17 protein-coding genes and 1 tRNA gene are annotated in these 24,041 nt (G+C 60.7%); 3 read left to right on the top strand and 15 right to left on the bottom strand.

The features are described from left to right. The first annotated feature begins 92 nt into the window (after nucleotides 1-92). Nucleotides 93-2,114 (top strand): long-chain fatty acid--CoA ligase, encoded by a 2,022-nt coding sequence (locus tag Q1X90_RS07350; protein WP_300768600.1) that lies wholly within the window; start codon nucleotides 93-95, stop codon nucleotides 2,112-2,114. A 79-nt stretch (nucleotides 2,115-2,193) separates the two neighbouring features. Here the strand turns inward: Q1X90_RS07350 and era are convergent, their stop codons facing one another. The 6 genes from era to Q1X90_RS07320 all read right to left on the bottom strand — a co-directional run bounded on the left by era (nucleotide 2,194) and on the right by Q1X90_RS07320 (nucleotide 7,575). Beyond that, nucleotides 2,194-3,231, bottom strand: coding sequence for a GTPase Era (gene era, locus Q1X90_RS07345; protein WP_300768598.1), 1,038 nt, complete (start codon nucleotides 3,229-3,231; stop codon nucleotides 2,194-2,196). Then, nucleotides 3,228-4,661, bottom strand: coding sequence for a hemolysin family protein (locus tag Q1X90_RS07340; protein ID WP_300768626.1), 1,434 nt, complete (start codon nucleotides 4,659-4,661; stop codon nucleotides 3,228-3,230). Before Q1X90_RS07340 ends, era begins: the two co-directional genes overlap by 4 nt. After that, the gene (ybeY, locus tag Q1X90_RS07335; protein ID WP_300768596.1) at nucleotides 4,661-5,209 is read right to left on the bottom strand and encodes an rRNA maturation RNase YbeY; all 549 of its coding nucleotides are present in this window, start codon (nucleotides 5,207-5,209) and stop codon (nucleotides 4,661-4,663) included. Before ybeY ends, Q1X90_RS07340 begins: the two co-directional genes overlap by 1 nt. Further along, nucleotides 5,206-6,288, bottom strand: a complete 1,083-nt coding sequence (locus tag Q1X90_RS07330; protein ID WP_300768594.1) for a PhoH family protein — start codon at nucleotides 6,286-6,288, stop codon at nucleotides 5,206-5,208. Before Q1X90_RS07330 ends, ybeY begins: the two co-directional genes overlap by 4 nt. Before the next feature lie 5 nt (nucleotides 6,289-6,293). Next, nucleotides 6,294-6,632: a histidine triad nucleotide-binding protein gene (locus tag Q1X90_RS07325; protein WP_300768585.1), complete on the bottom strand. Its 339-nt coding sequence runs from the start codon at nucleotides 6,630-6,632 to the stop codon at nucleotides 6,294-6,296. Nucleotides 6,633-6,750: 118 nt separating this feature from the next. Further along, the gene (locus tag Q1X90_RS07320; protein WP_300768583.1) at nucleotides 6,751-7,575 is read right to left on the bottom strand and encodes a 16S rRNA (uracil(1498)-N(3))-methyltransferase; all 825 of its coding nucleotides are present in this window, start codon (nucleotides 7,573-7,575) and stop codon (nucleotides 6,751-6,753) included. Between the two features lie 128 nt (nucleotides 7,576-7,703). On the opposite strand from Q1X90_RS07320, the gene Q1X90_RS07315 reads away from it, so the two are divergent. Together Q1X90_RS07315 and Q1X90_RS07310 are read left to right on the top strand one after the other, a co-directional pair. Continuing rightward, nucleotides 7,704-7,790: transfer RNA gene (locus Q1X90_RS07315), tRNA-Leu, on the top strand. Nucleotides 7,791-7,887: 97 nt separating this feature from the next. After that, nucleotides 7,888-8,757, top strand: coding sequence for an RNA methyltransferase (locus Q1X90_RS07310; RefSeq protein WP_300768581.1), 870 nt, complete (start codon nucleotides 7,888-7,890; stop codon nucleotides 8,755-8,757). A 133-nt stretch (nucleotides 8,758-8,890) separates the two neighbouring features. Here the strand turns inward: Q1X90_RS07310 and Q1X90_RS07305 are convergent, their stop codons facing one another. From Q1X90_RS07305 to pulA, 9 genes are all read right to left on the bottom strand, one after another. After that, nucleotides 8,891-9,526 carry a metal-sulfur cluster assembly factor gene (locus tag Q1X90_RS07305; protein WP_300768579.1) on the bottom strand — a complete coding sequence of 212 codons (636 nt, stop codon included), beginning with the start codon at nucleotides 9,524-9,526 and terminating at the stop codon, nucleotides 8,891-8,893. A 2-nt stretch (nucleotides 9,527-9,528) separates the two neighbouring features. After that, a complete protein-coding gene (sufU, locus tag Q1X90_RS07300; RefSeq protein WP_300768577.1) occupies nucleotides 9,529-10,134 on the bottom strand; it encodes a Fe-S cluster assembly sulfur transfer protein SufU in 606 nt (201 codons plus the stop codon). 68 nt (nucleotides 10,135-10,202) lie between these two features. Next, nucleotides 10,203-11,474, bottom strand: coding sequence for a SufS family cysteine desulfurase (locus tag Q1X90_RS07295; RefSeq protein ID WP_300768575.1), 1,272 nt, complete (start codon nucleotides 11,472-11,474; stop codon nucleotides 10,203-10,205). Between the two features lie 94 nt (nucleotides 11,475-11,568). Continuing rightward, nucleotides 11,569-12,348, bottom strand: coding sequence for a Fe-S cluster assembly ATPase SufC (sufC, locus tag Q1X90_RS07290; protein WP_300768573.1), 780 nt, complete (start codon nucleotides 12,346-12,348; stop codon nucleotides 11,569-11,571). Nucleotides 12,349-12,350: 2 nt separating this feature from the next. Beyond that, entirely contained in the window at nucleotides 12,351-13,613 is a 1,263-nt protein-coding gene (sufD, locus tag Q1X90_RS07285; RefSeq protein WP_300768571.1) for a Fe-S cluster assembly protein SufD, read from the bottom strand. Between the two features lie 3 nt (nucleotides 13,614-13,616). Beyond that, entirely contained in the window at nucleotides 13,617-15,071 is a 1,455-nt protein-coding gene (gene sufB, locus Q1X90_RS07280) for a Fe-S cluster assembly protein SufB (protein ID WP_300768623.1), read from the bottom strand. 265 nt (nucleotides 15,072-15,336) lie between these two features. Further along, complete coding sequence (locus Q1X90_RS07275) at nucleotides 15,337-16,995, bottom strand: CTP synthase (protein WP_300768569.1); 1,659 nt, start codon at nucleotides 16,993-16,995, stop codon at nucleotides 15,337-15,339. A 66-nt stretch (nucleotides 16,996-17,061) separates the two neighbouring features. Then, complete coding sequence (locus Q1X90_RS07270; protein ID WP_300768567.1) at nucleotides 17,062-18,564, bottom strand: alpha-amylase family protein; 1,503 nt, start codon at nucleotides 18,562-18,564, stop codon at nucleotides 17,062-17,064. Between the two features lie 320 nt (nucleotides 18,565-18,884). Then, on the bottom strand, nucleotides 18,885-24,041 hold a 5,157-nt coding region (gene pulA, locus Q1X90_RS07265), incomplete at its 5' end, for a type I pullulanase (protein ID WP_366944472.1).

The following is a 24,041-nucleotide window of genomic DNA, read 5'->3' as shown; positions in this document are numbered from 1 at the left end:
CCTACGCGACCGTAAGGTGACGCGAGGCGGCAAGACCATTACGATGGACTCTTCGGAAACACCAGTGGGGATGCGAGATCAAGGAGAACGCGGTGTCCATTATCAACGCGTGGAGAAAACAGACGCTCGATGTTGCCCGCAAGGCATTGAGCGTGACAGGGGATTTCGTCCATCCCACACGACACAACGGGTCCGATGACGGCGTCAAAGTCAGCGAGGATCTTTCGACGATGAGACTGCCGCATATCCACGATTGGGGCGCCGGGTATCCGACGACCACGTTCATTGACGCGGCGACCGGTCTATTGACGTCGAGGACGGAGGGGAATCCGGAGATTCCCGCGGGAACGTCGATATATGACATCTACGCGGATCGCGCGAGGCGTATGGGGGACGAACCTCTGTACACGTTCCGCAGGGATGGCGTCTGGATCACCCGGACGGCGAACGAGTTCATCGCCGATGTGAGATCCGCGGCGAAGGGACTGCTGCATTACGGTCTTCGCAAGGGCGACGCCGTGGCCTTCATGTGCCGGACCTCGTACGAATGGGATGTCGTCGACGCGGCCGTGATGGCTTGCGGCGGTGTGCTCGCCACCATCTATGACACCGATTCGGCGGAGCAGATCCGCGTTATCGTGAACAACTCGGATGCGGTTATGCTGATCGTCGGATCGAAGGATATGCGTGACAAGGCAGACGGTGCTATTGACGAATGCCCCTCGCTGACGCGGATCCTGTGCCTTGAGACGGGTGGACTCGACGAGCTCCAGGCCTTCGGCTCCACGGTCGACGATGCGTCATTGGATGCGCGGATCGACTCCATAGGCAAAGGCGACCTCTGCTCCATCGTGTACACCTCGGGCTCCACCGACGCCCCCAAAGGCGTGGAGATGACCCACGAGCACTATTGCATGACGGCGCTCAACCTTCCCGACTACATGCCCGAGCTTCTGCACGACCCCCGGAACACCGCGCTCCTGTTCCTTCCGCAGGCGCATTCCTTCGCGAGGGCCATCAACTACATCCTTGTCGCCAGCGATATGCGGATATACATCGCGGAAGGCATCAAAACGTTGCTGTCCGACCTACAGCTGGCGAAGCCGTCGGTTATGATCGTCGTTCCCCGTGTGCTGGAGAAGGTGTACAACGCGGCCTCGCAGAAGGCGGGGCATGGAGCCAAAGGACTTCTTTTCGCCAGTGGCGTCGTCACCGCGCAACGTTATATGAAGCAGATGAACGGCAAGGGTCGTGCCGGCCGCGTTCTGGCGACAAGGCGCGCCGCATACGATCCGGTGATATACCGGCCACTGCGTCAGGTGCTTGGAGGACGGGTCAAATGGATCGTGACCGGAGGCGCCCCGCTTGACCCTGATCTTCTCGCCTTCTACCGTGGCGCCGATGTCCCCGTCTATGAGGGCTACGGATTGACGGAGACGACGGCGCCCTGCGCGTTCAATCCTCTGGGAACCCCCTTCCACGAGGGCTCCGTGGGAATCCCCTTCCCCGGATTCTCGCTGCGCATCGCCGAGGACGGAGAGGTGCAGGTCAGGGGAAGAGCGGTTTTCCATCGCTATCACAAGAACGACGATGCGACCGGCACCTCGTTTACCTCGGATGGATGGTACGCGACCGGTGACCTTGGGCGTATGAACGGCGAGGGCTTCCTGTTCATCACCGGCCGCAAGAAGGATCTGATCATCACCGCAGGTGGGAAGAACGTGTCTCCTGGCCCCATCGAGGAGGTCATTCAGCGTTGCGAGCTCGTGTCGCAGGCTCTTGTTCTGGGCGACAAGAGGCCGTTCATATCGGCTCTGGTGACGCTCGACGAGTCGTCGCTGCGCCCTTGGCTGGCGGCACAGGGGTTGGATGCCGACATGTCCATGGAGCAGGCGTCGTCCAACGCGGCGGTCCGCGCCCGTGTGCAGGAGTTCGTCGACAAGGCCAACGAGGGTTTCTCGCGGGCGGAATCGGTCAGGAAGTTCATCATCCTTCCCGAGGAGTTCAGCATGGAGAACGGTTTGATGACCGCGTCCATGAAGGTCATACGGCCCAAGGTGCTGAGGCGCTATTCAACGCTTCTCAACACTCAGATGTACACGCGCCGTCGATAGTTCTCCTCCATCGTCGGTCCGACGTGCTGCCGGGAGTGGCAATGGAGCGATTCCCGGCAGCACGTTCCTCCATCGCGTTTTAGAATCCGAGCCTGTCCAGCTTTTTGGGATCGGACTGCCATCCTTTCGCGACCTTGACGTGCAGATCAAGGGTGCTGCGCATACCGACGATGCGGTTGACGGGCGTGCGCAGCTTCTTCTTCACGCGCACCAGATGCTCGGCATGGTGGCCGATGATGATGGGCTTCTGCGAGTCGCGCTCGACGTAGATCGAGACCATCACCCGCGCGGCGGACACGCCCGCTCCACCCTGCGCACCGGAGTCACCGGTTTCCGGTCTGTCGATCGAATCCACCACAACGGCCAGGGAGTGCGGAAGCTCGTCCTCAAGGTCTTCGAGGAAGGCTCCTCGTATGAGCTCGGCTATCGTGTCTTCGGGCCGCTCCTCGGTCAGCTGGCTCTCCGGATACATCTGGGGCCCCTCGGGCATGTTGTCGATGAGTACGGACCGCACCTCGTCGACGTTGTCGTCATCCAAGGCGCTGACCGGAACGATCTCCGTGAAGTCCGCGAATTCTTGGATCTCGACGAGCTTGTTGACCAGATCGTGGCGGCTGAGCGCGTCGATTTTGGTGACGATGCAGATGACGGGAATCCGCCATCCCTCTTCAATTTTCCCTTTCTCCGCCTTAATATCCTGCCCACGCTCAGCATTCTCCCCGTGCCGGTTCGACCGCGTGGAGGAGAATTCGGAGCGGAGCCGGGAGAGAATCATCTGATCTCCTGGTCCGATCTTCTGGTCCGCGGGAAGAAGGAAGGCGACCTCGTCCACGTCGGCGAGGGAGTCGCTGACGACATCGTTGAGGCGTTGTCCCAGAAGAGTTCGTGGACGGTGGATTCCGGGGGTGTCGACGAGGACGAGCTGGGCATGGTCGGTTGTGAGTATGCCTCTGATCGCTTTGCGCGTGGTCTCCGGACGCGATGATGCTATCGCCACGCTGGTCCCGACAAGAGCATTGGTCAATGTGGATTTCCCGACGTTGGGACGCCCCACGATGGCCACAAAACCCGACCGGTATCCGGATGTAGCCGTATTTCCCTCATCTTTGGCCGTCATTGATCTTCCTCACTCTTGTCTGCTGTTGCGCGCCCATCCGGCATGTCCTCCGGAACGGCTTTGATTCGATGCGATTCCCCGGTGTCAGGTTCGACAAGGATGGTGGAGACCTTCTTGCGTCGTCCCGCGGAATCAACGGCCGTGAGCCGAAGACCGCGGGTCACCGCAGAGGACCCCACAATGGGGACGCTGCCGAGAAGCTTGGTGAGCAACCCGTAGACGGTGTCGACGTCATCCTCGTCGATGTCAACCTCGAAAAGCTCCTCAAGGTCGGCGATTGGAGTGCGCGCGGGAAGCCGCCAGGTCCTGTCCCCTGTTTTCTCGGGTTCGGCGTGCTGCGTCCGGTCGTGCTCGTCCTCAAGCTCTCCGACTATCTGTTCGATTGTGTCCTCGATTGTCACCAGTCCCGCGATTCCGCCGTATTCGTCTATCACCACGGCGACATGCTGGCGCGATCGCTGCATGACATGGAAAAGGTCGTCGACAGGTTTGGATTCGGGAACGAGAAGAGGCTGGCGGCACATGCTGTCCACGGTCCGCTCACCGGCCGCCGGATTGAAGGCCGTCGCCCGCACCGCGTCCTTAAGATACGCGATGCCGCGAAGATCGTCGACATCCGATCCGATCACGGGAATGCGTGAGAAGCCGGAGCGTGTGCACAGCCGGAGAAGATCGCGCAAGCTCGCGTCCCTGGCGATGCAGATCATATCCGTGCGCGGCACCATGATCTCACGCGTGAGTGTTTCGGACAGCGTCAGAACATTGCGAAGCATCTCGGAGACTTCGGGATCGAAATCGTTGCTTTCCACGAGGCGGTCTATGGTGGCGCGGCCCTGCTCATGGGCGATGGCCTCCAATGCCTCGTCATCCGACGGGTCTCCCCCGGACCGGATCCGTCGTCGCGTCGTGTTGTGGCCGCCGACGCTGGCAAAAGGCGTGAGCAGCACAGCGACGGAAATCACCCTGGCGTGTTTGAGCATGATGTCGACGGGCTTGTACGCGCCCGCCGAACGAGGACGGACGAGAACCGAGATCACTGCCACTATGACGGCGAAAACGCATCCGACAACCAACGCCAGCCAGAGCGGCGCCCCGCACAACACCACTGTGCATGCCACAAGAACGCCATCGAGGACATTGCAGGCGATGCGGAAGAACGCGCAGGAACCGGCGGTGGAGAACCTGTCGGATATGAGCCGTTGCACGCGGTGGACCCTGGCGATGCGCTTCATACGCATGAAGGAAGTCAGGGAATCATCCGTCTGAATCTCTAGAATCAGATTGTTGAGATTGGCTCGAGTGACTCTGGAGACGGCGCTTTCCGACGCAGCCATGGTCAGGGAGAACCAGACGAGCAGAAATGCGACAACGGCCATAACGACGATGAGGGGAAGCGTCAGGGCGTCGGGCGCGAATTCGAAACGAGACATCATCCTCTCGACCTCCTGGCCGATGTCGAATGGTCACGCTCATAGAGAGCCAGGGCGTCGGGAACGCCGGGTGGCAGAACGGCCTGTTCGATGGATGAGGAGCGTGCCGCGAAGAAAGTGAGAAGAAGCTGTCGTTGCAGACCGAACATCTGTCTCTCCTCCTCCGGCGTTCCATGGTCGTAGCCGAGAAGATGAAGAATGCCATGGATGCACAGCAGAAGCATCTCCTCCATCGTCCCATGGCCGGCGGCAAGAGCCTGCTGGGCGGCGACCCACGGGCATATCACGATATCTCCAAGAACGCCCTCGTCGATGCGCCCATCCTCTCCGGGACGAAGCTCATCCATGGGGAAGCTCATCACATCCGTCGGTCCCTCAAGGCTCATCCACCGCTGATGGAGTTCGGCGATGGGCTCGGGGTCGACGAAGATGATCGTCAGATCCGAGCTGACGCTCACCTTCATCTGATCAAGAACCCACACTCCCAGATCGGAGAAGACCTTCCCGTCGATCCTCCATGACGTCTCGTTCGTCACATCGACGCTCATCGTCGGTTCCTTTCATCGGACGGTTGTCCATTGTGGGCGACGGCGGCCCGATCATACGCCTCGACGATTCTCCCCACCAAGGCGTGGCGTACGACATCCGTGGCCTCGAGATGAACGAAGGCGATGTCGTCGATGCCCGAGAGAATTCCCTCGATGCTCGACAGTCCCGAGCGTGGAACCGTCAGATCCACCTGCGTCACGTCCCCGGTGATGATCATGGTTGTGTTGAACCCCAGACGCGTGAGGAACATCTTCATCTGCTGCTCGGTGGTGTTCTGCGCCTCGTCGAGAATGACGAAGGCGTCGTTAAGAGTGCGTCCACGCATGTAGGCGAGGGGTGCGACCTCAATGGTGCCGTCATCCAGATACCGGCGAAGACGGTCGGAGCCCAGCATGTCCGACAGCGCGTCGTACAAAGGGCGAAGGTAGGGGTCGACCTTGTCGTTCAACGTTCCGGGCAGGAATCCCAAGCTCTCCCCCGCCTCCACCGCGGGACGGGTGAGGATTATCCTGCTCACTCGATGGTCCTGGAAAGCGCGGACCGCCTTCGCGACGGCCAGATAGGTCTTGCCGGTTCCCGCCGGTCCGATGCCGAACGTTATGGTGTGCGATTCGATGGCGGAGACATACCTCACCTGTCCCGCCGTCTTGGGACGCACCGGCACACCGGATGCGAAGACGATAACACCCGGCACCCGTGGACGTTGGCGTCCCCACGCGTCGCGGTCCGCCGCGCGTCCGCCGTCGGTCCAGCTGGGTTCGTGACCGGATGATGCGGTTGGTTCGAGGGCCGGATCACGTGGGGATGTCCTACGATCAAGCATTCGTCGTATGGTGTCGATGTCCACCGGGCCGGTATATGCCGCCGCGATGATGGAGCGCAGCATGTCCTCCGCATGAGCCGCCTGGGATTCGGACGACCGCGCCGTGGACACTATCGAGACCTGGTTTCCACGTGCCGTGATGGTCACATCGGGGAAGCCCGACTCGAGCTCACGGAGTATCGCGTCGTCCGTGCCAAAGACGTTCACGGCGTCGAGTTCGGGGGGAACTGTGATGATTCGCGTTGTCGTTGCCACGGAGCCTATTCGTCCATCGTCTCGCCGGTGAGCACATGGGCGTGCACATGGAAGACGCTCTGGCCTGCGTCACGTCCCGTGTTGAAGATAAGCCGGTACGCGCCGTGGAAGGCTTTGTCGGCGATTCCCTGGGCAGTCTCCACAATATGCGCCAGCAGCGCAGGATCGTTCTTCGCCAGGGCGGCGACGTCCCGATAGTGTTTTCGCGGCACGATCAGAACATGGACTTTGGCTTTGGGATTGATGTCCTTGAACGCATAGACCATGTCGTCCTCATACACGCGCTCGCTGGGTATGGTCCCGGCGATGATGCCGCAGAACAGGCACTCATCCGAATCCGCCATATTTCTCCTTCGTGTCAGACGCCATCCACGAGCATGGCGCTCCCTTCATGATATTGTGCGCGGCGGATATGGCCTCTCGTAGGAGGAAACGTCCGCATCGTCACGATCCGCGGCGGCGTCAGTCGTCGTTCATGACAGTGGGACGGGAATCGAAACGGCCCATTGATTCGCACAACAAGGCCGTGGCGGCTGGTCCGGCCACCGATGCGCGCATGATCGTTGGCCCCATGGAACACGATTCGGCCCCCGCGTCCGTGAATGCGGCCACCTCATCATCATCGATTCCCCCCTCGGGACCCACGACGATATAGACCGAGCGCGGGCGGCCATCATCGACACACCGCTGGGAAAGGCGGTCGATGGCCTCTTTGAGCCCGGTCCACGTGACCGTCGCATCCTGATGGAGGACGATGACCAGTTCCCCGTGAACGCAGGCGCGACGGCATATCGCGACTATTCCGGAGTCGTCGACGCAGTCTCGCAGCTCGGGCATCCATGAACGGCGGGCCTGCTCGGTGGAACGCGCCAGGGTCTGCCTCCATTTTCTGTCGGTCCGGCCCGCCTTCCATTTGGCTATGCTGCGATGCGACTGCCAGGGGACCACCTCGTCGACGCCAATTTGCGTCGCTGCATCCACGGCAAGCTCATCATGGCCGTTCTTCGCGAGAGCCTGAACGAGAACGATCCTCGTCACATGGCCGCATTCACGGCCCACGTCATTCACCCTCACCCGTCCCTGCGCGGGATCCTCGACCGTGGCCGTGATTCGCAGACCGCGTCCATCGGTCAGTTGCAGAACGTCCTGCGATGACAGCCTCATCGCCTGTATGGCGTGGCGGCGGACGGTATCGGGAAGCGTGAGCACCCAGCCCTCGTGCAGCTCGTCGAAATTGAGGGGAACGTCATCCTGGCCGGTGTCGAGAAGAAACATGGGTGCAGTCATGATGTCAAGGCTACAACGGCGGCGACTCTGACGTGCGTGCCCGGGACGTTCCGCGGACTCGCCAACGCGACACTCCAATGCGTTCTCATCGCCAAGGTGCTATAGTTCAACACGTTGCCAAAAAGCACGTCCGGGTGGCGGAATGGTAGACGCGCTAGCTTGAGGTGCTAGTGCCTATTTTTACAGGCGTGCGGGTTCAACTCCCGCTCCGGACACGATGGCGACACCAAGCCCCTTGCTCGTCAAGGGGTTTTCTTGTAGCTGGACACCTCGTCGAATCCACCGACCGCAACCAGAGGATGTGTAGGGAACATGAGAATCATCGCCGTGGACTCCATCGACGATCCACGTCTGGACGCCTTCGTCAACCTCACCGAGCCGCAGCTTCGCAACAGGCTCGAACCCAGCAAAGGCCTGTTCATAGCCGAATCGGTCAAGGTGATCGACCGTGCGTTGGACGCCGGACGCGAGCCTTTGTCCCTCCTCGTCGAGAAGCCGTGGATCGATGGAATGACACGGGAGTTCTCGATGATCGACGCAGCATGGGGGCCGGATGTTCCGGTGTATGTGGCCAGCCCCGAACAGCTGAGGCGTCTGACGGGATATCGGCTTCATCGTGGAGCCCTCGCGGCGATGCGCCGATGGGAGCTGCCGACGGTCGAGGAGGTCTGCGCGGGCGCGTCGCGTGTGGCCGTGATGGAGAACATTGTCGACCCCACAAACGTTGGTGCGCTGATGAGGTCGGCCGCGGCCCTTGATGTCGATGCGGTTCTCGTCACCCCGTCATGCGGGGATCCGCTGTACAGGCGCGCGGCTAGGGTTTCCATGGGAACCGTGTTCCAGGTGCCGTGGACCAGAATCGGTGGGGATGACACCCGTTTCTGGCCTGCGTCGGGACTTGCTGAGCTTCATGGGCTCGGATTCACCACCGTGGCCATGGCACTGACCGACGAATCCATATCGCTTGACGATCTTTCCGGACGCCTGCGAAAGCCGGCGGAGCATGGGGGGATCGATAAAATTGCCCTGATATTCGGAACCGAAGGCGACGGACTCACCTCCCGGACAATAGCGCAATCCGATCTGACTGTCAGGATCCCTATGAGTCATGATGTGGACAGTCTCAACGTCGCGGCATCCAGCGCCGTGACGTTCTATGCCACTCGTCCCCTGTCTCGTTAGGCTACGGAGTCCCTCGCAGGGGCCGAGCCACCGGTTGATTCTGGACTCGGAAACCCCTCGGGTGACACGGAATCCGCACGGCCCTGCAGGAATTCCCCAGGCAGGTATTTCTTTATAGGTCAATTCCCATAGATCAGTAGCGGGGCATGTTGTCGAGATTGAATCCGATCGCCGCCAGTTGGTCGCGTCCGGACGCGGATATCCTGTCGACGGTCCACTGCGGATTCCATGTCCAGTCGATCCGGAACTCCTCCACAAGGCCCGCCAGCGTGCTCGCGCATTCGTCCTCGATCAGATCCGTCAGAGGGCATGCGGGCGTCGTCAGCGTCATGGTGATGATGGCGCGGCCTTTGTCATCTATCTCGATGCCATACACCAAACCCAGATCGATGACGTCAATACCCAACTCGGGATCGATCACCTGATGCAGGGCCTCACGAACGTCCTGAGCCGTCGCCCTGCCGATCTCGTCGACCGCGGTGAGTGGGATGTCGTTGTCGTCGCCATCGTCATCATCATCGTGACCACATTGGCCGCAGCACTCATGGTCGCCATCATCATCGTGATGGTCGCCGCAGCCGAATGACGATTCGGCCGCCGAACCTTCCACGGGGTCGGTCGCCCGCATCTCCTTCTGCCCGGATGCCAGAAGGGAGGGATTGTTCATCACGCGTCCAGCGGTCTCCTCGTCTCCGAAGACCGCGCTGACCGTGTCGAATATGGTCTGCTGAGGCCGTGGCACCAGAGTGCTGTTGTCCGAAGTACTCATGATCAGTCCTTGCTGTCGTCGGCTGTCGTGTCTGTTACGGATTCCTGTGCCGGTGGCGTTTGAGCGGCCACGGCCCTGGCGACCGAATCCTTCATGCCCTCCCATGCCAGAAGCGCGCATTTGATGCGCATGGGATAGCGCGAGACCCCCTGAAATACAACGGCGTCTCCCAACGCCTCGTTCTGCGCCTCATCGTCAAGGCCCGCACCCCGGGAGTTCATCAGATCATGGAATAATCCCTCGAGGCGCATCGCCTCATCGACGGTGGAGCCCTCCACGAGGTCCGTCATCACCGACAAACTCGCCTGAGATATGGAGCATCCCTGTCCGTCCCAGATGATCTTATCGATTCTTCGCGGAACGTCTCTGGACACCTCCACGCGGATCGTCGCCTCATCACCACAGGTGGGATTGAACTGATGGGATTCGCCCGCAGTGCAATAGTCATGCGTCATCGCCATCGTGGCCGTTCCAAGCGTGGCGGAGGAATCCTCCGTGGTGAGATCGTCGGCGAATCTGACACGTCCATGAGGATCTTTGGACGCGTCGAGAATCACCTCCTGGTACATCTGCTGTAGATCCTCATCATCCATGTCAAAATCGTTCATCGCACTCGTTTCCATATCTTTTCGCAAAGTCTTCCTGAATCTTGACGAATCCGGTTCGGTCCACGGGATCATGCCCCGAAGAAAGGCCGCACTCCCCTGACCGCCTCGACCAGATCACGTGCCTCCTGCGCGGTGTTGTACACGCCGGTTGACGCCCTGTTTGATGCGAATACTCCGAAATGACGATGGACGGGTTGCGCACAGTGGTGACCGACCCGGATGGCGATGCCCAAGGAATCAAGATACTGCCCGACATCGTGCGGGTGCACACCCTCGACCTCAAAGGCCACAGTGCCAATCCGATTGTCCTCGCCACGCGGACCGAGGATGCGTACCCCCTCCACATCGCCAAGTCTGAGCAGCTCATGGGTGATGGATCTCTCGTGGCGTTCTATCTCATCCATCCCCACAGACCGCATCCAGTCCGCGGCCACCGCGGCCGCGACCACTTGAGCCACCGGCTGCGTTCCCGCCTCGAAACGGGCGGGGGGCGCCATATACTGCGCAGGCTTGTCCATCCACGCCAACTCGACCATGGACCCGCCGAAACTCGCCGGAGGAAGAGCCTCAAGAAGCTTTCTACGGCCATAGAGGAATCCCACACCAGTTGGCCCGTACATCTTGTGGGCGCTCCACGCCGCGAAATCAACGCCCATCGCCTGAAAATCGACGGCGAGGTGGGGAACGGATTGGCAGGCGTCCAACACGACGATCGCACCCACCTCATGTGCCCGTTTGACCACCGGAGCTATGTCCGTGATCGCGCCCGTCGTGTTCCCCACATGGGTGATGGCCACGATCCTCGTCCGCTCCGTGATGACGTCGTCGGCCATATCCGTGCGGACGCGGCCGTCATTGGTCAGGCCGAACCACGACAAAGTGGCTCCGGTGCGGGCGGCCAGCTCCTGGAAGGGAAGCAAAACGGAATGATGTTCGGCTTGTGATACGACGATGTTGTCGCCCGGCTTAAGCGCAAAGCGCCGCGCGGCATCTCCTCCACGTCCCAGAGAGGCGTTTCCGAACGCCGTGGCAAGAAGGTTGAGCCCCGCCGTGGCACCAGCGGTCACGACGATCTCCTCATGGCCCTCTCGCGCGTCTGCTCCGACCAGCGCGGCGATTGACGCGCGCGCGTGCTCGAACGCCATGGTGCTTCGGGCGGCAAGCTCATGGGCCCCGCGATGGACTCCCGCGTTGATCGACCGGTAGAAATCGGATTCCGCGTTGATGACCACCTCGGGCTTTTGGGACGTGGCGGCGGAGTCCAGATAAATCAGCGGATGTCCGTGAATAGTCTGGTCAAGTATGGGGAACTGCCCGCGCAACGCTGTGAAATCCGTCATGACGCCTTCCATCTCCTCGATTATGAGAATCCTGTGGTGTGTTTGCTCCCCGCATGGTAGCCACGTGCCCGGCGGGACGATCCGTTCACATCCGCTATGCCAGCGCCGATTCCGTCTGCGCGCCTTCTGGAAGATAGCGGTCGTATCCCTGCTCCTCCAGCTCGTCGGCAAGTTCCGGGCCTCCCGTGCGCACGAAATGGCCCTCGGCGAAAACATGGACGATGTCGGGCTTGATGTACTTGAGGATGCGCGTGTAGTGGGTCACCATGAGTATTCCCATGCCGGTGTTCTCCTTGGCCCGATTGACGCCCTCCGAGACGATGCGCAGCGCGTCGACGTCAAGGCCTGAATCCGTCTCATCGAGAATGGCGAATTTGGGCTTGAGAAGCTCAAGTTGCAGAACCTCGGCTCTTTTCTTCTCGCCGCCGGAGAACCCCTCGTTCACCGATCGGGTCGCGAACTTCGGATCCATGCGCAGTCTTTTCATCGACGCGCTGAGGTCCTTGGCCCAGGCGCGTATGGCAGGGGCCTTCCCGTCGATCTCCGTCTTCGCCGTGCGCAGGAAGTTTGTCATGGACACACCGGGGACCTCCACCGGATACTGCATCGCCAGAAACAGCCCCTCCTTGGCCCGCTCGTCGGGGGTCTGCTTGAGGATGTCCACTCCATCAAGCAGAACCTCTCCCGAATCGACCTCGTATTTGGGATGACCGGCCAGAGTGTAGGCGAGCGTCGATTTTCCGGATCCGTTGGGGCCCATAATGGCATGGGTCTCACCGGAGTTGACGGTCAGATTAACGCCTTTGAGGATCTGCTTGCGACCCTCCTTGGTCTCCACGGACGCGTAGAGATCCTTGATCTGCAGGGTTGACATGATTACTTCTCCTCCAATACGGTTCGCATGGCCTGATCCTCGCCGCGCGACAGGCGGCGGTCGATGACCTCCATCAGATGCCCGGAAATCGCCGGGACGCCGATCTCATCAACAAGCTCCCCGAAGAAACCCCTGACGACCAGCTTCCGCGCCTCCTTCTCGGGGATGCCGCGGGACTGCAGATAGAACAGCTCCTCGTCGTCGAAGCGACCCACCGAACTGGCGTGGCCCGCACCGATGATGTCGCCGTTCTCGATCTCAAGATTGGGTTCGGAATCCGCTATGGCTCCCGGCGTGAGGACGAGATTCCGGTTGAGCTCATAGGAGTCGGTTCCTGGAGCCGTCGGTTGTATCAACGCGTTGCCCACCCAGGTGGAATGCGCGTGGCGGCCATCAAGCGCGCCCTTGTAGACGACACGCGACCGGCATTCGGGATGGTTGTGCACCACCATCGTGCGATGCTCGATATGCTCGCCCGGATCCACAAAATAGATGCCCAGCATGTTGAGATCGCCTTGGGGACCGCCGAACTCCTGGTCCATGCGGATGCGGACGAAATCTCCCCCCAACGTCACCATCGAATGACGCAGGGACGCACCCTCTCCCACATGGATTCTGTGGCTTCCCACATGCCGTGACCCGGCATCCCACTCCTGGATGAACGTGGTGGAGATGCGGGAGTCCCGTCCCGTGACGATTTCCACGCCCTCGGACAGATTGGCGAGACCATGGTGCTCGATCACGACGTCCGCATGCGAACGGTCACGGGCCCTGATCACCAGATGCAGCGAGTCCAGATCGGTGCCGCCGCCGATGATCGAGATCAGGACGGGCTGGTCTGGCTCTCCGTCAAGATCGACGACGGTGGCCTTGTCCGTCACCGACCACTGCACGGCGGAGGCGCGATCGCTGGGCCTCATGACCGTGCCAGTGGGCTCCTGCCCCATCGGCACGGTCGACACCCTGACGTTCCCGTCGTCCGGAGCGGAGCCATCCATGGAGGTCACCCGCACGGTCGTGGCATGGGAGGGAACGAACGATTCGAAGAAATCTGTGATCCTGTTGATCGGCGTGAAGCGCCAGTCGTCGTCCTTGCGCGTGGGCACGGGGAAGGACGACACCTCGAAGCTGCGCGGTTCACGGTCGGCGCTCGATGGCATGGCCGCGGGAAAGGCATAGGGGTTCTTCGGGTCGGCCGTCGGGATGGTGGGTTCGCGTGGCGTGGTCCGGCCCGGATCCCTGGTCAGTTGTTGTTCCTCCGTCATGGGTCAGCCCACCGATCCTTCCATCTGCAGTTCCACCAGACGATTGAGTTCCAAGGCGTATTCCATGGGAAGCTCGCGGCTGATGGGCTCCACAAACCCGCGCACGATCATCCCCATGGCCTCCTTCTCCTCCAGGCCACGGCTCATCAGATAGAAGAGCTGGTCCTCGGATACCTTCGACACCGTGGCCTCATGGGCCATCGACACGTCGTCCTCGCGCACGTCGACGTGGGGGTAGGTGTCCGAACGGGAATAGTCATCCACCAGAAGCGCGTCGCACACCACTGAGGAGCTTGATCCCTCGGCCCCCTTGAGAATCTTGACAAGCCCGCGGTATGCGGAGCGTCCGCCGCCTCGCGATATGGACTTCGCCACGATGGTGGAACTTGTGTGGGGTGCCAGATGGATCATCTTCGCGCCCGTGTCCTGATACTGCCCGGTGCCCGCGAAGCCCAAGGACATCGTGGACCCCTTGGCGTAGGGCTCGGCCAGGATGCAGGCGGGGTATTTCATGGTCGCTTTGGATCCGATGTTGCCATCCACCCATTCCATGGTTCCACCCTCGCGGACGTAGGCCCGTTGGGTCACAAGGTTGTAGACGTTGTTCGACCAGTTCTGCACGGTTGTGTATCTAACCCTCGCGTGCTTCTCGACGATGATCTCGACGATGGCGGCGTGCAGTGAGTCCGTGGAGTATATCGGCGCGGTGCACCCCTCCACGTAATGCACGTACGATCCCTCGTCGGCGATGATGAGGGTCCTCTCGAACTGGCCCATGTTCGGAGTGTTGATACGAAAGTATGCCTGCAGCGGGATGTCAACATGCACGCCTTTGGGAACGTACACGAAGGATCCGCCCGACCATGCCGCGGTGTTGAGCGCGCCGAACTTGTTGTCGGCCGGAGGCACGACGGTTCCGAAGTATTTGCGCACCAGATCGGGGTACTCGCGCACGGCGGTGTCAGTGTCGACGAAGATGACGCCCTGCTCCTTGAGGTCCTCCCTGATGGAGTTGTAGATCACCTCGGACTCATACTGCGCGGCGACTCCGGAGACAAGCCTTTTCTTCTCCGCCTCGGGAATCCCCAGTCTGTCGTAGGTCTTGCGGATGTCGTCGGGAAGGTCCTCCCATGTCTGGGCCTGCTTGTCGAGCGGCTTCACATAGTACTTGAAATCATCCGCGTTGAAGCCTGTGAGGTCCACGCCCCAGTTGGGCATGGGCTTCTCGAGGAATGCCTTATAGCCTTTGAGCCGGATGTCCAGCATCCATTGGGGCTCATGCTTGTCCGCGGAGATCGCGCGCACCACTCCCTCATCAATGCCCTTGCGCGCGGCGCGCCCGGCGGCGTCGGAATCATGCCAGCCATAGCCGTAGTCGCCGAACTGGCCGATGATCTCGTCGTCGCGTTTGATCTTCTCCTCGTTGACGCGCGAGCGGTCGGCCACATACTGGCTCATCTCCACGTCCGCCGCGGCCTGAGACGTCTCATTCGTCACGTCCGCTGCCTCCATTCGTTGGGTTGCTACCAACCGTTAACCTAACAGAATCCGAGTGCAAAAACTAGAATCGCCGGGTGAAAATCGGCTCTCCGCTAATCGTGTGCGGAGCTCGGTCTTCGCGGAAGCGTGGACGACGAAAGACCCGCTGGGCTTGTGGCCACAACGGGTCTTCGGGAATCGGCTCACGCTGTCGGAATCCGGTCGAAGGTCGAATCTCCGACCGTCATGCCGCCTGATGGTCCAGTGCGGCCTTCACCAGTCCCGCGAAAAGGGGATGGGGTTTGGTCGGACGGGATTTGAACTCGGGATGTGCCTGCGTTCCCACATAGAAGGGATGGACATCCTGCGGAAGCTCGACGAACTCGGTCAGCTCGCCATCGGGGCTTTCGCCGCTGATGCGCAGGCCGGCCTCGCGCAGACGCTGTTTGTACGAGACGTTCACCTCATAGCGATGCCTGTGACGTTCGGTGACGTGCTGGGTGCCATACAACCGCGCTACCAGAGAGCCCTCCTCAAGCTCCGCCGGATACGATCCCAAACGCATGGTGTGGCCCATATCCCCCTTGCCGTTGACGATGTCCTTCTGCTCCTCCATGGTGGCGATGACGGGGTTCTCGCAGTCCGGCTCGAACTCGGAGGAGTTCGCATCCTCAAGTCCCAGAACGTGTCGTGAGTACTCAATAACCATGGACTGCAGGCCAAGGCATAGCCCCAATGCGGGCAGCTTATTCTCACGCGCGTATCGCAGAGCGCCTATTTTCCCTTCGATCCCTCGGATTCCGAATCCTCCGGGAATGACGATGCCGTCGACCTGGGCGAGCGCGGCGCGGGCCCCGTCGTTCGTCTCGCACAGATCCGCCGCGACCCACTTCACGTTGACCTTCGCGTAGTTGGCGAAGCCGCCCGCCTTGATGGCTTCGGTCACGGACAGGTAGGCATCAGGAAGGTCGATGTACTTGCCCACGATCGCAATGTTGACCTCGTGCTTGGGATGATGGACCCGGTCGAGGAGATCCTCCCAGTCGGCCCAGTCCACGTCGTGGAACGGGAGCTCGAGCTCACGGACCACATACGCGTCAAGACCTTCATTGAAGAGGATCTTCGGGACGTCATAGATGCTCGGGGCGTCCACGCAGTTGACGACGCCCTCCTCGTCGACATCGCACATCAGGGAGATCTTGTCCTTGATGGGCTGCGACAATGGCCGGTCCGAACGCAGAACAAGGGCGTCCGGTGAAATGCCGAGTTGACGCAGCATCATGACCGAGTGCTGCGTCGGTTTGGTTTTGAGCTCATGGGCGGCGGCGATATAGGGAACTAGGGACACGTGGACGAACATGCAGTTCTCCGGGCCCAGATCCCGACGCACCTCCCGTGCGGCCTCCAGGAACGGCTGCGACTCGATGTCGCCGACGGTCCCGCCGATTTCGGTGATGATGACATCGACGTCATCGGACGCCTGCGCACGCATACGGGACTTGATCTCGTTGGTGATGTGAGGGATGACCTGCACGCATTGCCCGAGGTACTCACCCGCCCGCTCCTTGCGCAGAACCGACTGATAGATCTGGCCGGTCGTGACATTCGCCTTCTGGCTGAGGAAGACGTCGAGGAAGCGCTCGTAATGACCGATGTCCAGATCGGTTTCGGCCCCGTCCTCGGTGACGTAGACCTCCCCGTGCTGGAAGGGGTTCATCGTTCCCGGATCGACGTTGATGTAGGGATCGAGCTTCTGCTGGAGAACCCGGATTCCCCGGCTGCGGAGCAGGCGTCCCAACGATGATGCCGTCAGGCCCTTTCCAAGGGACGAGACGACCCCGCCGGTGACGAAAATGTGTTTGGTGACGTGCCCCTGTGAACTGCCATGCTGTCTTCTAGCCATGGAACTTCAGCTTATCATCACTGCCGGACCCCGCGTGTTTCCGTTTTCAGCGTTTCCCGACGGCGATCATGGTCGGGAGCCCACGTGGAAGGCGACCGCCGAACCCGCCCGAACCGTCGTGGTGAACCGTCCATCGACTCCCACGCGAATCTTCGACATGCATGTCGAATCCTTGTACACGTTGCAGTACAACCCGGCGGGAAGACTGGTTTCGTACGTCACGCGCGCGGCCGACGATGAGTTGTTGAGCACGATGAAGGCACGCCCTCCCCTGCCGAAGCCGACCACGTTGTCGCCGTCTGTCTGCCAGTCGATCAGCGGGGTGCTACCCGCTATGTTGTGCCAGCCGATCATTCCGATGATCGAAGCGTTCCTGTCGAAGCACGTCCACCCCGTACCCGATGTCGACGAGGCGTCGCAGACGGTGTCGGGAACGGAATCGCTGGTGGCTCCTGGTGCCCCGGCGTTGGTGTCGGTGAAGCGGTATCCGGTAAACACGTTCACCGATCCGTACGGATAGGCGAGCATGAACGCGGTGGCAAGCGTGTATTTGTCGCCATCCTTGTACGTCAAGGTCGACGCGTCCCGTTCGGTGTCCCAATTGGTGACGAACACCGAGGCCTTCGAGCTGGCCACGAGATTCGATGCGATCTCGTCAAGAGTCAGGCTTCCTCCCATAAGGGAATCGTCAAACAGCCGCTTGAGACGATAGGCGTACTGGAATTCGCTGACCTGCCCTGACCGCAGATACTTATCGGGCTGGATCTCCTCCGCCTCGTTCACGTTGCCGATGACCTCCTGCATCCACCAGATGCTGTTGATCGACCGTCCCGTCCTCTTCGCGACAAGTTTCTTGATGGCGAGCACATCGTCGGCCGCGATGTGTTTGACGGCGTCCACGCGGAAGCCCGCCACCCCCATGCTGAGAAGTGTCGTGAAGTACTGGGCGAGAACCGATCTGACGTGGGATGACGATGTGTCCAGATCCTGTAGCCCGCTTACCCTGCATTCCTGCACATCCGTGACATTGCGGTAGTTCATGATGTTCTCGGCGCAGGAGTGGAAATCCTTGGCGGTGTAGGGTACGGCGGGAAAATCTCCGGTGCTTGTGTACGTGTTTCCGGCCGTGCCGACACCCTTCGCGGTGTCCACACCAGTTGTGTGGTTGATCACGGCGTCGACGATCACTCCCACTCCGGCCGCCTTGCATGTGCTGACCATGTTACGGAACTCGGATGCCGTGCCCTCCTTCGAGTCCAGCTGATAGCTGACGGGCTGGTATGACGTCCACCAGGATGATCCAAGAATACTTTCTTGAGGAGGCGATACTTGAACGTATCCCACGCCGGCGGGGCCCAGCACCTGAGTGCATTCCTTCGCCACCGACTTCCAGTTGTATTGGAAGGCGGTCACGATGACATCGCCTCGATGTGCGGATGCCGTGAATCCTGAGGAATATCCGGTGGGAACCTGCACGGTGGACACCGCCAGCGCTGCTGAAAGAGCAATGGCGAGCACCGCTCCCCCAACCGAACGAATCCTTCCCCACACACCCTTCGAAGCGCGCATCCGAATCCTCCTGTTTTATGCCGGCGACCCTTGCCGGCTCCCTAGCCCGTCACATCCGGTGATCCATCACATCCGATGGCCCGCCCGTCGTGTTAAGCGACGCATGTTCCATGGCCGACCGCGCTCATGCCCTCACGGCATCCGTGCCGGACCATGCGACGGCATTCGCCCGCAGGCATTCATCTTGTCGGCCGACTCGGACATGACCATCGTTGCACTCCCCCGAAACACCGCGGGCGGGGCGCCGCCGGCCATCGCGTCAATGGATATGACACACATGGTCTGCGACGCCCCGTTCCTGCTCGGCATGACGTCAAACGTCAGCGGGAGGATCGTGAGTGGTCCTTCCGCCTTGTCATACGTACACCGCCTACGATTCCAGCCCCCGTGAGGGACATCGCGAGAACGACCAGCACAAGTGTTCCGACCGAGGATCCGGTCGCGGACAGCAGCGATGCGGATTCCTTGTCGTCAGACTTCGCGTTCCTCGAGGATCTGGCGCTGGACGTGTCCTTGTCCTTGGATGAGGAGCTTCCGCCATTCGTTCCCGTTCCACTGTTCGACCCGTTATCGGATGACCCGCCGTCGTTGGAGGTAGTCACGAGTTCCAGCACAGTCGCCGAAAGATCGGCTGGCGTGTAGGTGCCATCACTTACGGTGACCTCTGATGCCTTCGCCTCGGTGCTCACTTCTCCATCAGCCACAAGAACCTTGTATGTTCCGTTGTTCAGCGACACGGTCTGGGCGTTGGACGAGGCCAGCGACCTGGCCTTCGTGGACGTGGTGGAATCCTGGGCGTTGAAGATCAGCACATAGGTCTTCGGGTTCTTGGAATCCGACGTGTCCGTGACCTGATAGGCGACCACCGACCCCGATTCGGAGAGAACCTTGGTGTTCTTGGCGATCGTCGCGTAACTGGAGGTCCTCAGCGCGGGGATGCTCTTGCGCAGCGCGAGAAGACCACGGACGTAGTTCACGGATGTCGAGTACGTCTCCGTGCGGTCCCAGTCGATGGCGTTCACCGAGTCACCCGAGTTGTAGCTGTTGCCGTCCCCGCCCTTCGTTCTGAGGAATTCCTGCCCAAGCTGGAAGAAGGGCAGTCCGTTCGAGAGCAGAACCATGGAATCGGCGAGTTTGGCCCGTTTGACCGTGGTGGCGTCATCATCGGTCGGCACGCTGGCTCGCAGCTTGTCATAGAGCGTCATGTTGTCATGCGCCTCGACGTACTGCACCACCTGCCCGGCGTTTCCGTACTTCACATTGGTCGTGCCGTTCGTGCACAGGGCCGTTGACGCGGTTCCTGAGGAATTGGCGCATCCAAGGAGGTTGTTCGCCACAAGAGCCGCGATCCCCTGCTTGCCGCTGACGAAGCCGGTGTCCGTGTCCGAGAACACGGATCCCTTGGCCGCGTCGCGCAGGGAGTCGTTGAAGAACGAGATGCCGTTGTCGGAATTGGATGCGAACGTGTAGGCGTTCGGCTGCGTCGACATCTCGCTCTTGGCCATCGTGGTGTTCATATCCCAGCCCTCACCGACGATGATGATCGAGGGATCGATCTTGTTGAGCGCCGCGCGGACCTCCTTCATCGTCGTCGTGTCGATCAGACCCATGAGGTCGAACCGGAATCCGTCGATGTTGTAGTTCTTCGCCCAGTAGGTGACGGAGTTCACGATGTACTTGCGCATCATCGCCCGCTCCGAGGCGGTGTCATTGCCACAGCCCGAGTTGTTCGTCAGCTTGCCAGAGGAGTCATAGCGGAAGTAGTATCCGGGAACCGTCAGGTTGAACGAGCTGGAGTCCACGTTGTAGACGTGGTTGTACACCACGTCCATGATGACGCGAAGCCCGCTCTTGTGCAGTCCCTTGACCATCTCCTTCGCCTCCACGATGCGTGTGGACGGATTCGACGCATCCGATGAGTACGACCCTTCGGGAACGTTGTAGTTCACCGGATCATAGCCCCAGTTCTGCTGATACGAGCCATCCGACTTCTTGGCATCGTAAGACGAGTCGCTGGTTTCATCGGTGCTGCCATAGTCGTACATCGGCATGATCTGCACGTGGGACACCCCGAGCTTCTTGAGATAGTCCAGACCGGAGACAGCGCCCTTGGTGGTTGTGGTTCCGCTTTGGACCACACCGAGGTATTTGCCCTTCTTCGAGGCCGAGATTCCTGAGTTCTTCGCGATGGAGAAGTCTCGGATGTTCATCTCGGCGATCGATGCGTCGCTGGCGTTCCCGAACGATGCCATGCGGGTCGTCGAGCCCGTGACCGTGGTTGCGGAGGTGGGCAGGACGACCGACCTGCCCCCATTGACCACCGCCGCGGTCGCATAGGGGTCGGCCGAGTTGTTGACCATGCCATCGGCGAAGGTCAGTCGGTACGTGTAGGCCAGACCCTGCTTGTACGCGGCGTTGTTTGTGTCGAGGTTGTCGAGCGATACGGACCATACCCCCTTGGTGCTGCGGGTCATCGGGGAGGTGTAGTACTCAGCCGCGTCGGCGCTTCCGGCCGATTTGTAGACCACAAGCTCGACGCCCGTGGCCGTGGGAGCCCACACCTTGAACGATGGAGAGCCGTTGTTCCATGTGGCGCCAAGGTCGTCGCCGTCATAGGCGTACTTCGTGTCGAAGGCGTCCGTGCGGACCACAGCTCCGGCGATCGCGTCTGCGGAGCCGAAGCCCTCGACGGCAACCGTGTACTTCCCCGCGACGGAGAGCTCGTCGGCCGTGGTAATGGTGACAGCCGTTCCGGACGCCTTGACCGACTTCACGTTCACGGTCTTCCCGGACGAGTCGGTCACAGTGACCTTGTCTTTGATGTCCGCCGTCGTCACCGACTTGGACAGCTTGGCCGTGAGCTCCGTGAACTTGGAGATCTCGGCGCTTTTCACCGCCGCTCCCGTTGCGGGGCGCGCGGTGTACACGGTGGAATCGCCCTGGACGAGCCAGACCTCGACATTGGCGGTGCCGTTGGCGTCGGGAACTATCGCGCTGGTGGGGACGAAGTGGTTGCTGTCGTCAGGATCCTTGGTTGTCCAGGAGTCCTTTCCATAGCGGCGCAGGAGTCCGATGCTGGACACCTCGGTGCTGTCGGTGAGCGTTTTCGTGGCCACTGCGCCCCAGGCATCGTGGCCGGTCATGGCGACTCTGAATCCACTCATGCTCGATGTCCACATCCACAGATCCCATTGGGGAACCGTGGTGTCCGTCGCGGAGGAATAGAAGAACGTGCCATCCGAACGGTAGTAGTGGACGGTGAGATTGACAGTGGTCGCCTTGCAGGAGTAATCATCCGGCTTGGTGGCCAGCGTCGTCGTATCTCCCGTGGAGGACTGTCCATCAATCCAGACCTCGGCGGTTCCGTCGTCGCCGACGGTCACCGTGCGGTCTCCGCCGTATTTGTCCCAGCCCTCGGTTGTGATGATCAGACCCAGACTCGAGAACGAGCCATCGACGGTGGTGTCAAGCACCTTGCCCCAGCAGTCGGTCCCCGTGAATGACATATACCGACCGTCAAGACTGTCGCCCGTGGAAGAGTTGGAGCCCCAGAAGTACACGCCGCGTCCCGTGTCATTCGACGCCGCTCGGTAATGGACGACCAGACGAGTCTGAGCGCTAAGCGTCTCGGGATTCCCGGAGGTGACGGTCCCGTCGGTGACTCCTACGATGTTGACTCCCGCTGCGACGGAATAGTTCTTCCCGCTGTTGCTGTCCCAATCGCCGCTTCCATCATTAAAGGTGAGCTGCACCGCCTCACCTGACGTGTCGATTTTCAGCGAATAATAGCCGGATGAGTCCGGTCCCGACATCTTTACGCCGGGAGCCGTGGTCCACGTGCTGCCGACGCCATAGTGCATGTAGACAGTCGACCAGTTGTTTGTCGGCTTGTAGTAGACGGTGAGTGTGGTGTCATCCGCGACGACAGTGTCGGCCTTCTCGTCCAGTGTCGGATCAGAGGGGTCGGTGGTCACCGAGGACTCGGTGTGGCTGGACTTGGTGGCTCCGGCGTAGATGGCGATGGCGGAGCGCTTCGCGATGGGTGTGGAGACCTTTCCATCCTTCACCGTCACGGTCTGCGAGCAGTCGAGCGTCGAATAGACGTTGCAGTACACGCCGTCGGCGAGTGTGGTGGTGTAGGTGACGTCCTTGGACTCGGTGTCGTTGTTGATGGCGATGAAGCCCTTATCTCCACGGGAGAAGGCGATGTTGTTGTCGCCATCATCCTGCCAGTCGGTCAATGCGGCCTTTCCGACATAGTTGTGGAACGCGATAAGGCCTCGCGTCGATGTCCAACGCTGCTCGCAGTTCCAGTTGCTCGTGTTCGTCGAGCATGCCGTGCTCATGTCCACGTCGGGGACCGATGTGTCCGTGGCTCCCGGGGCGCCATCATCGGATTTGTCGAATTTGTAATCCGACAGCAGACGAGGAGTCCCGTATCCGTACGACAGAAGGAAGGCGTTGGCGAGCTGATAGCGCGCTCCATCCTTGTAGGTCAACGATCCCTCGTTGCGCTCCGTGTCCCAGTTCGCCACGAAGGCGTTGGCGCTGTCCGAGGAGATGAGTCTGCTGGACAGTCCCTTCAACTGTGAGATCTTGCCCTTGAACTTCTGGTTCATCTCGCTGGCGAATCCGAATTCGGTGACCTCGCCGTTCTGCGTGTAGTTCGACGGCTGGATTCCCGACGCCTCACTGGAGTTTCCGATGGTCTCCTGGATCCAGTAGATGTCGTCGGCCGATTTCCCGACCTTCTTCGCCATCTGCTCCTTGATCGCTTTGAGATCATCGGTGTTGATGTGCTTGGCGGCATCGATTCTGAAACCGGACACTCCCATGTTGTAGAGCTCCGCGAGATAGTCGGATTGAATGTCCCGGACCTTCTCCGACGAGCTGTCGAGATCCCACATGCCGCTCAGACGACATTCCTGGACCTCGGTCTGATTCGTGTAGTCGGAGATCGACGACGTGCATGAATGGAAGTCCGAGGATGACAGACCGCTGGAGTACTTGTTGTTCGAGCCGGTGAACCCTGGATAGGACCCGGTGGCGGCGTTGTACTTCGTCCCAGCGACTCCGGTTTTGGTTTCCGATGTGGAGGATGCCCCGGTCGTCTGGTTGAGCACGACATCGGCGATGATCCCAACCCCCGCGGCCTTGCAGGTCGTGACCATCGACGCGAACTCCTTGCTGGTGCCCAACTTCGAGTTGAGCGTGTAGCTCACGGGCTGATAGGAGGTCCACCATGACGTTCCCTGAATGGATTCCTGAGGCGGGGACACCTCGACATAGCCCACGCCTTCAGGTCCGTATGTGCTGGTGCATTCCTTGGCGATGGTGTTCCATGTCTGCTGGAACGCGATCACCTGCACATCCTTTGATGAGGAGGTGCTTCCTGACTGTGTTTGCGCGTCGGACGTGACGCTCGCCTGCGCGGCCAGAGGAGCGATGACTGCCCCTCCTCCCACAAGCATGGCCAG

Origin of the sequence: uncultured Bifidobacterium sp. (genome assembly GCF_949292005.1) — a bacterium.
Taxonomy (GTDB): Bacteria; Actinomycetota; Actinomycetes; order Actinomycetales; family Bifidobacteriaceae; genus Bifidobacterium.
This window is presented reverse-complemented; position numbering and strand designations above follow the sequence as displayed.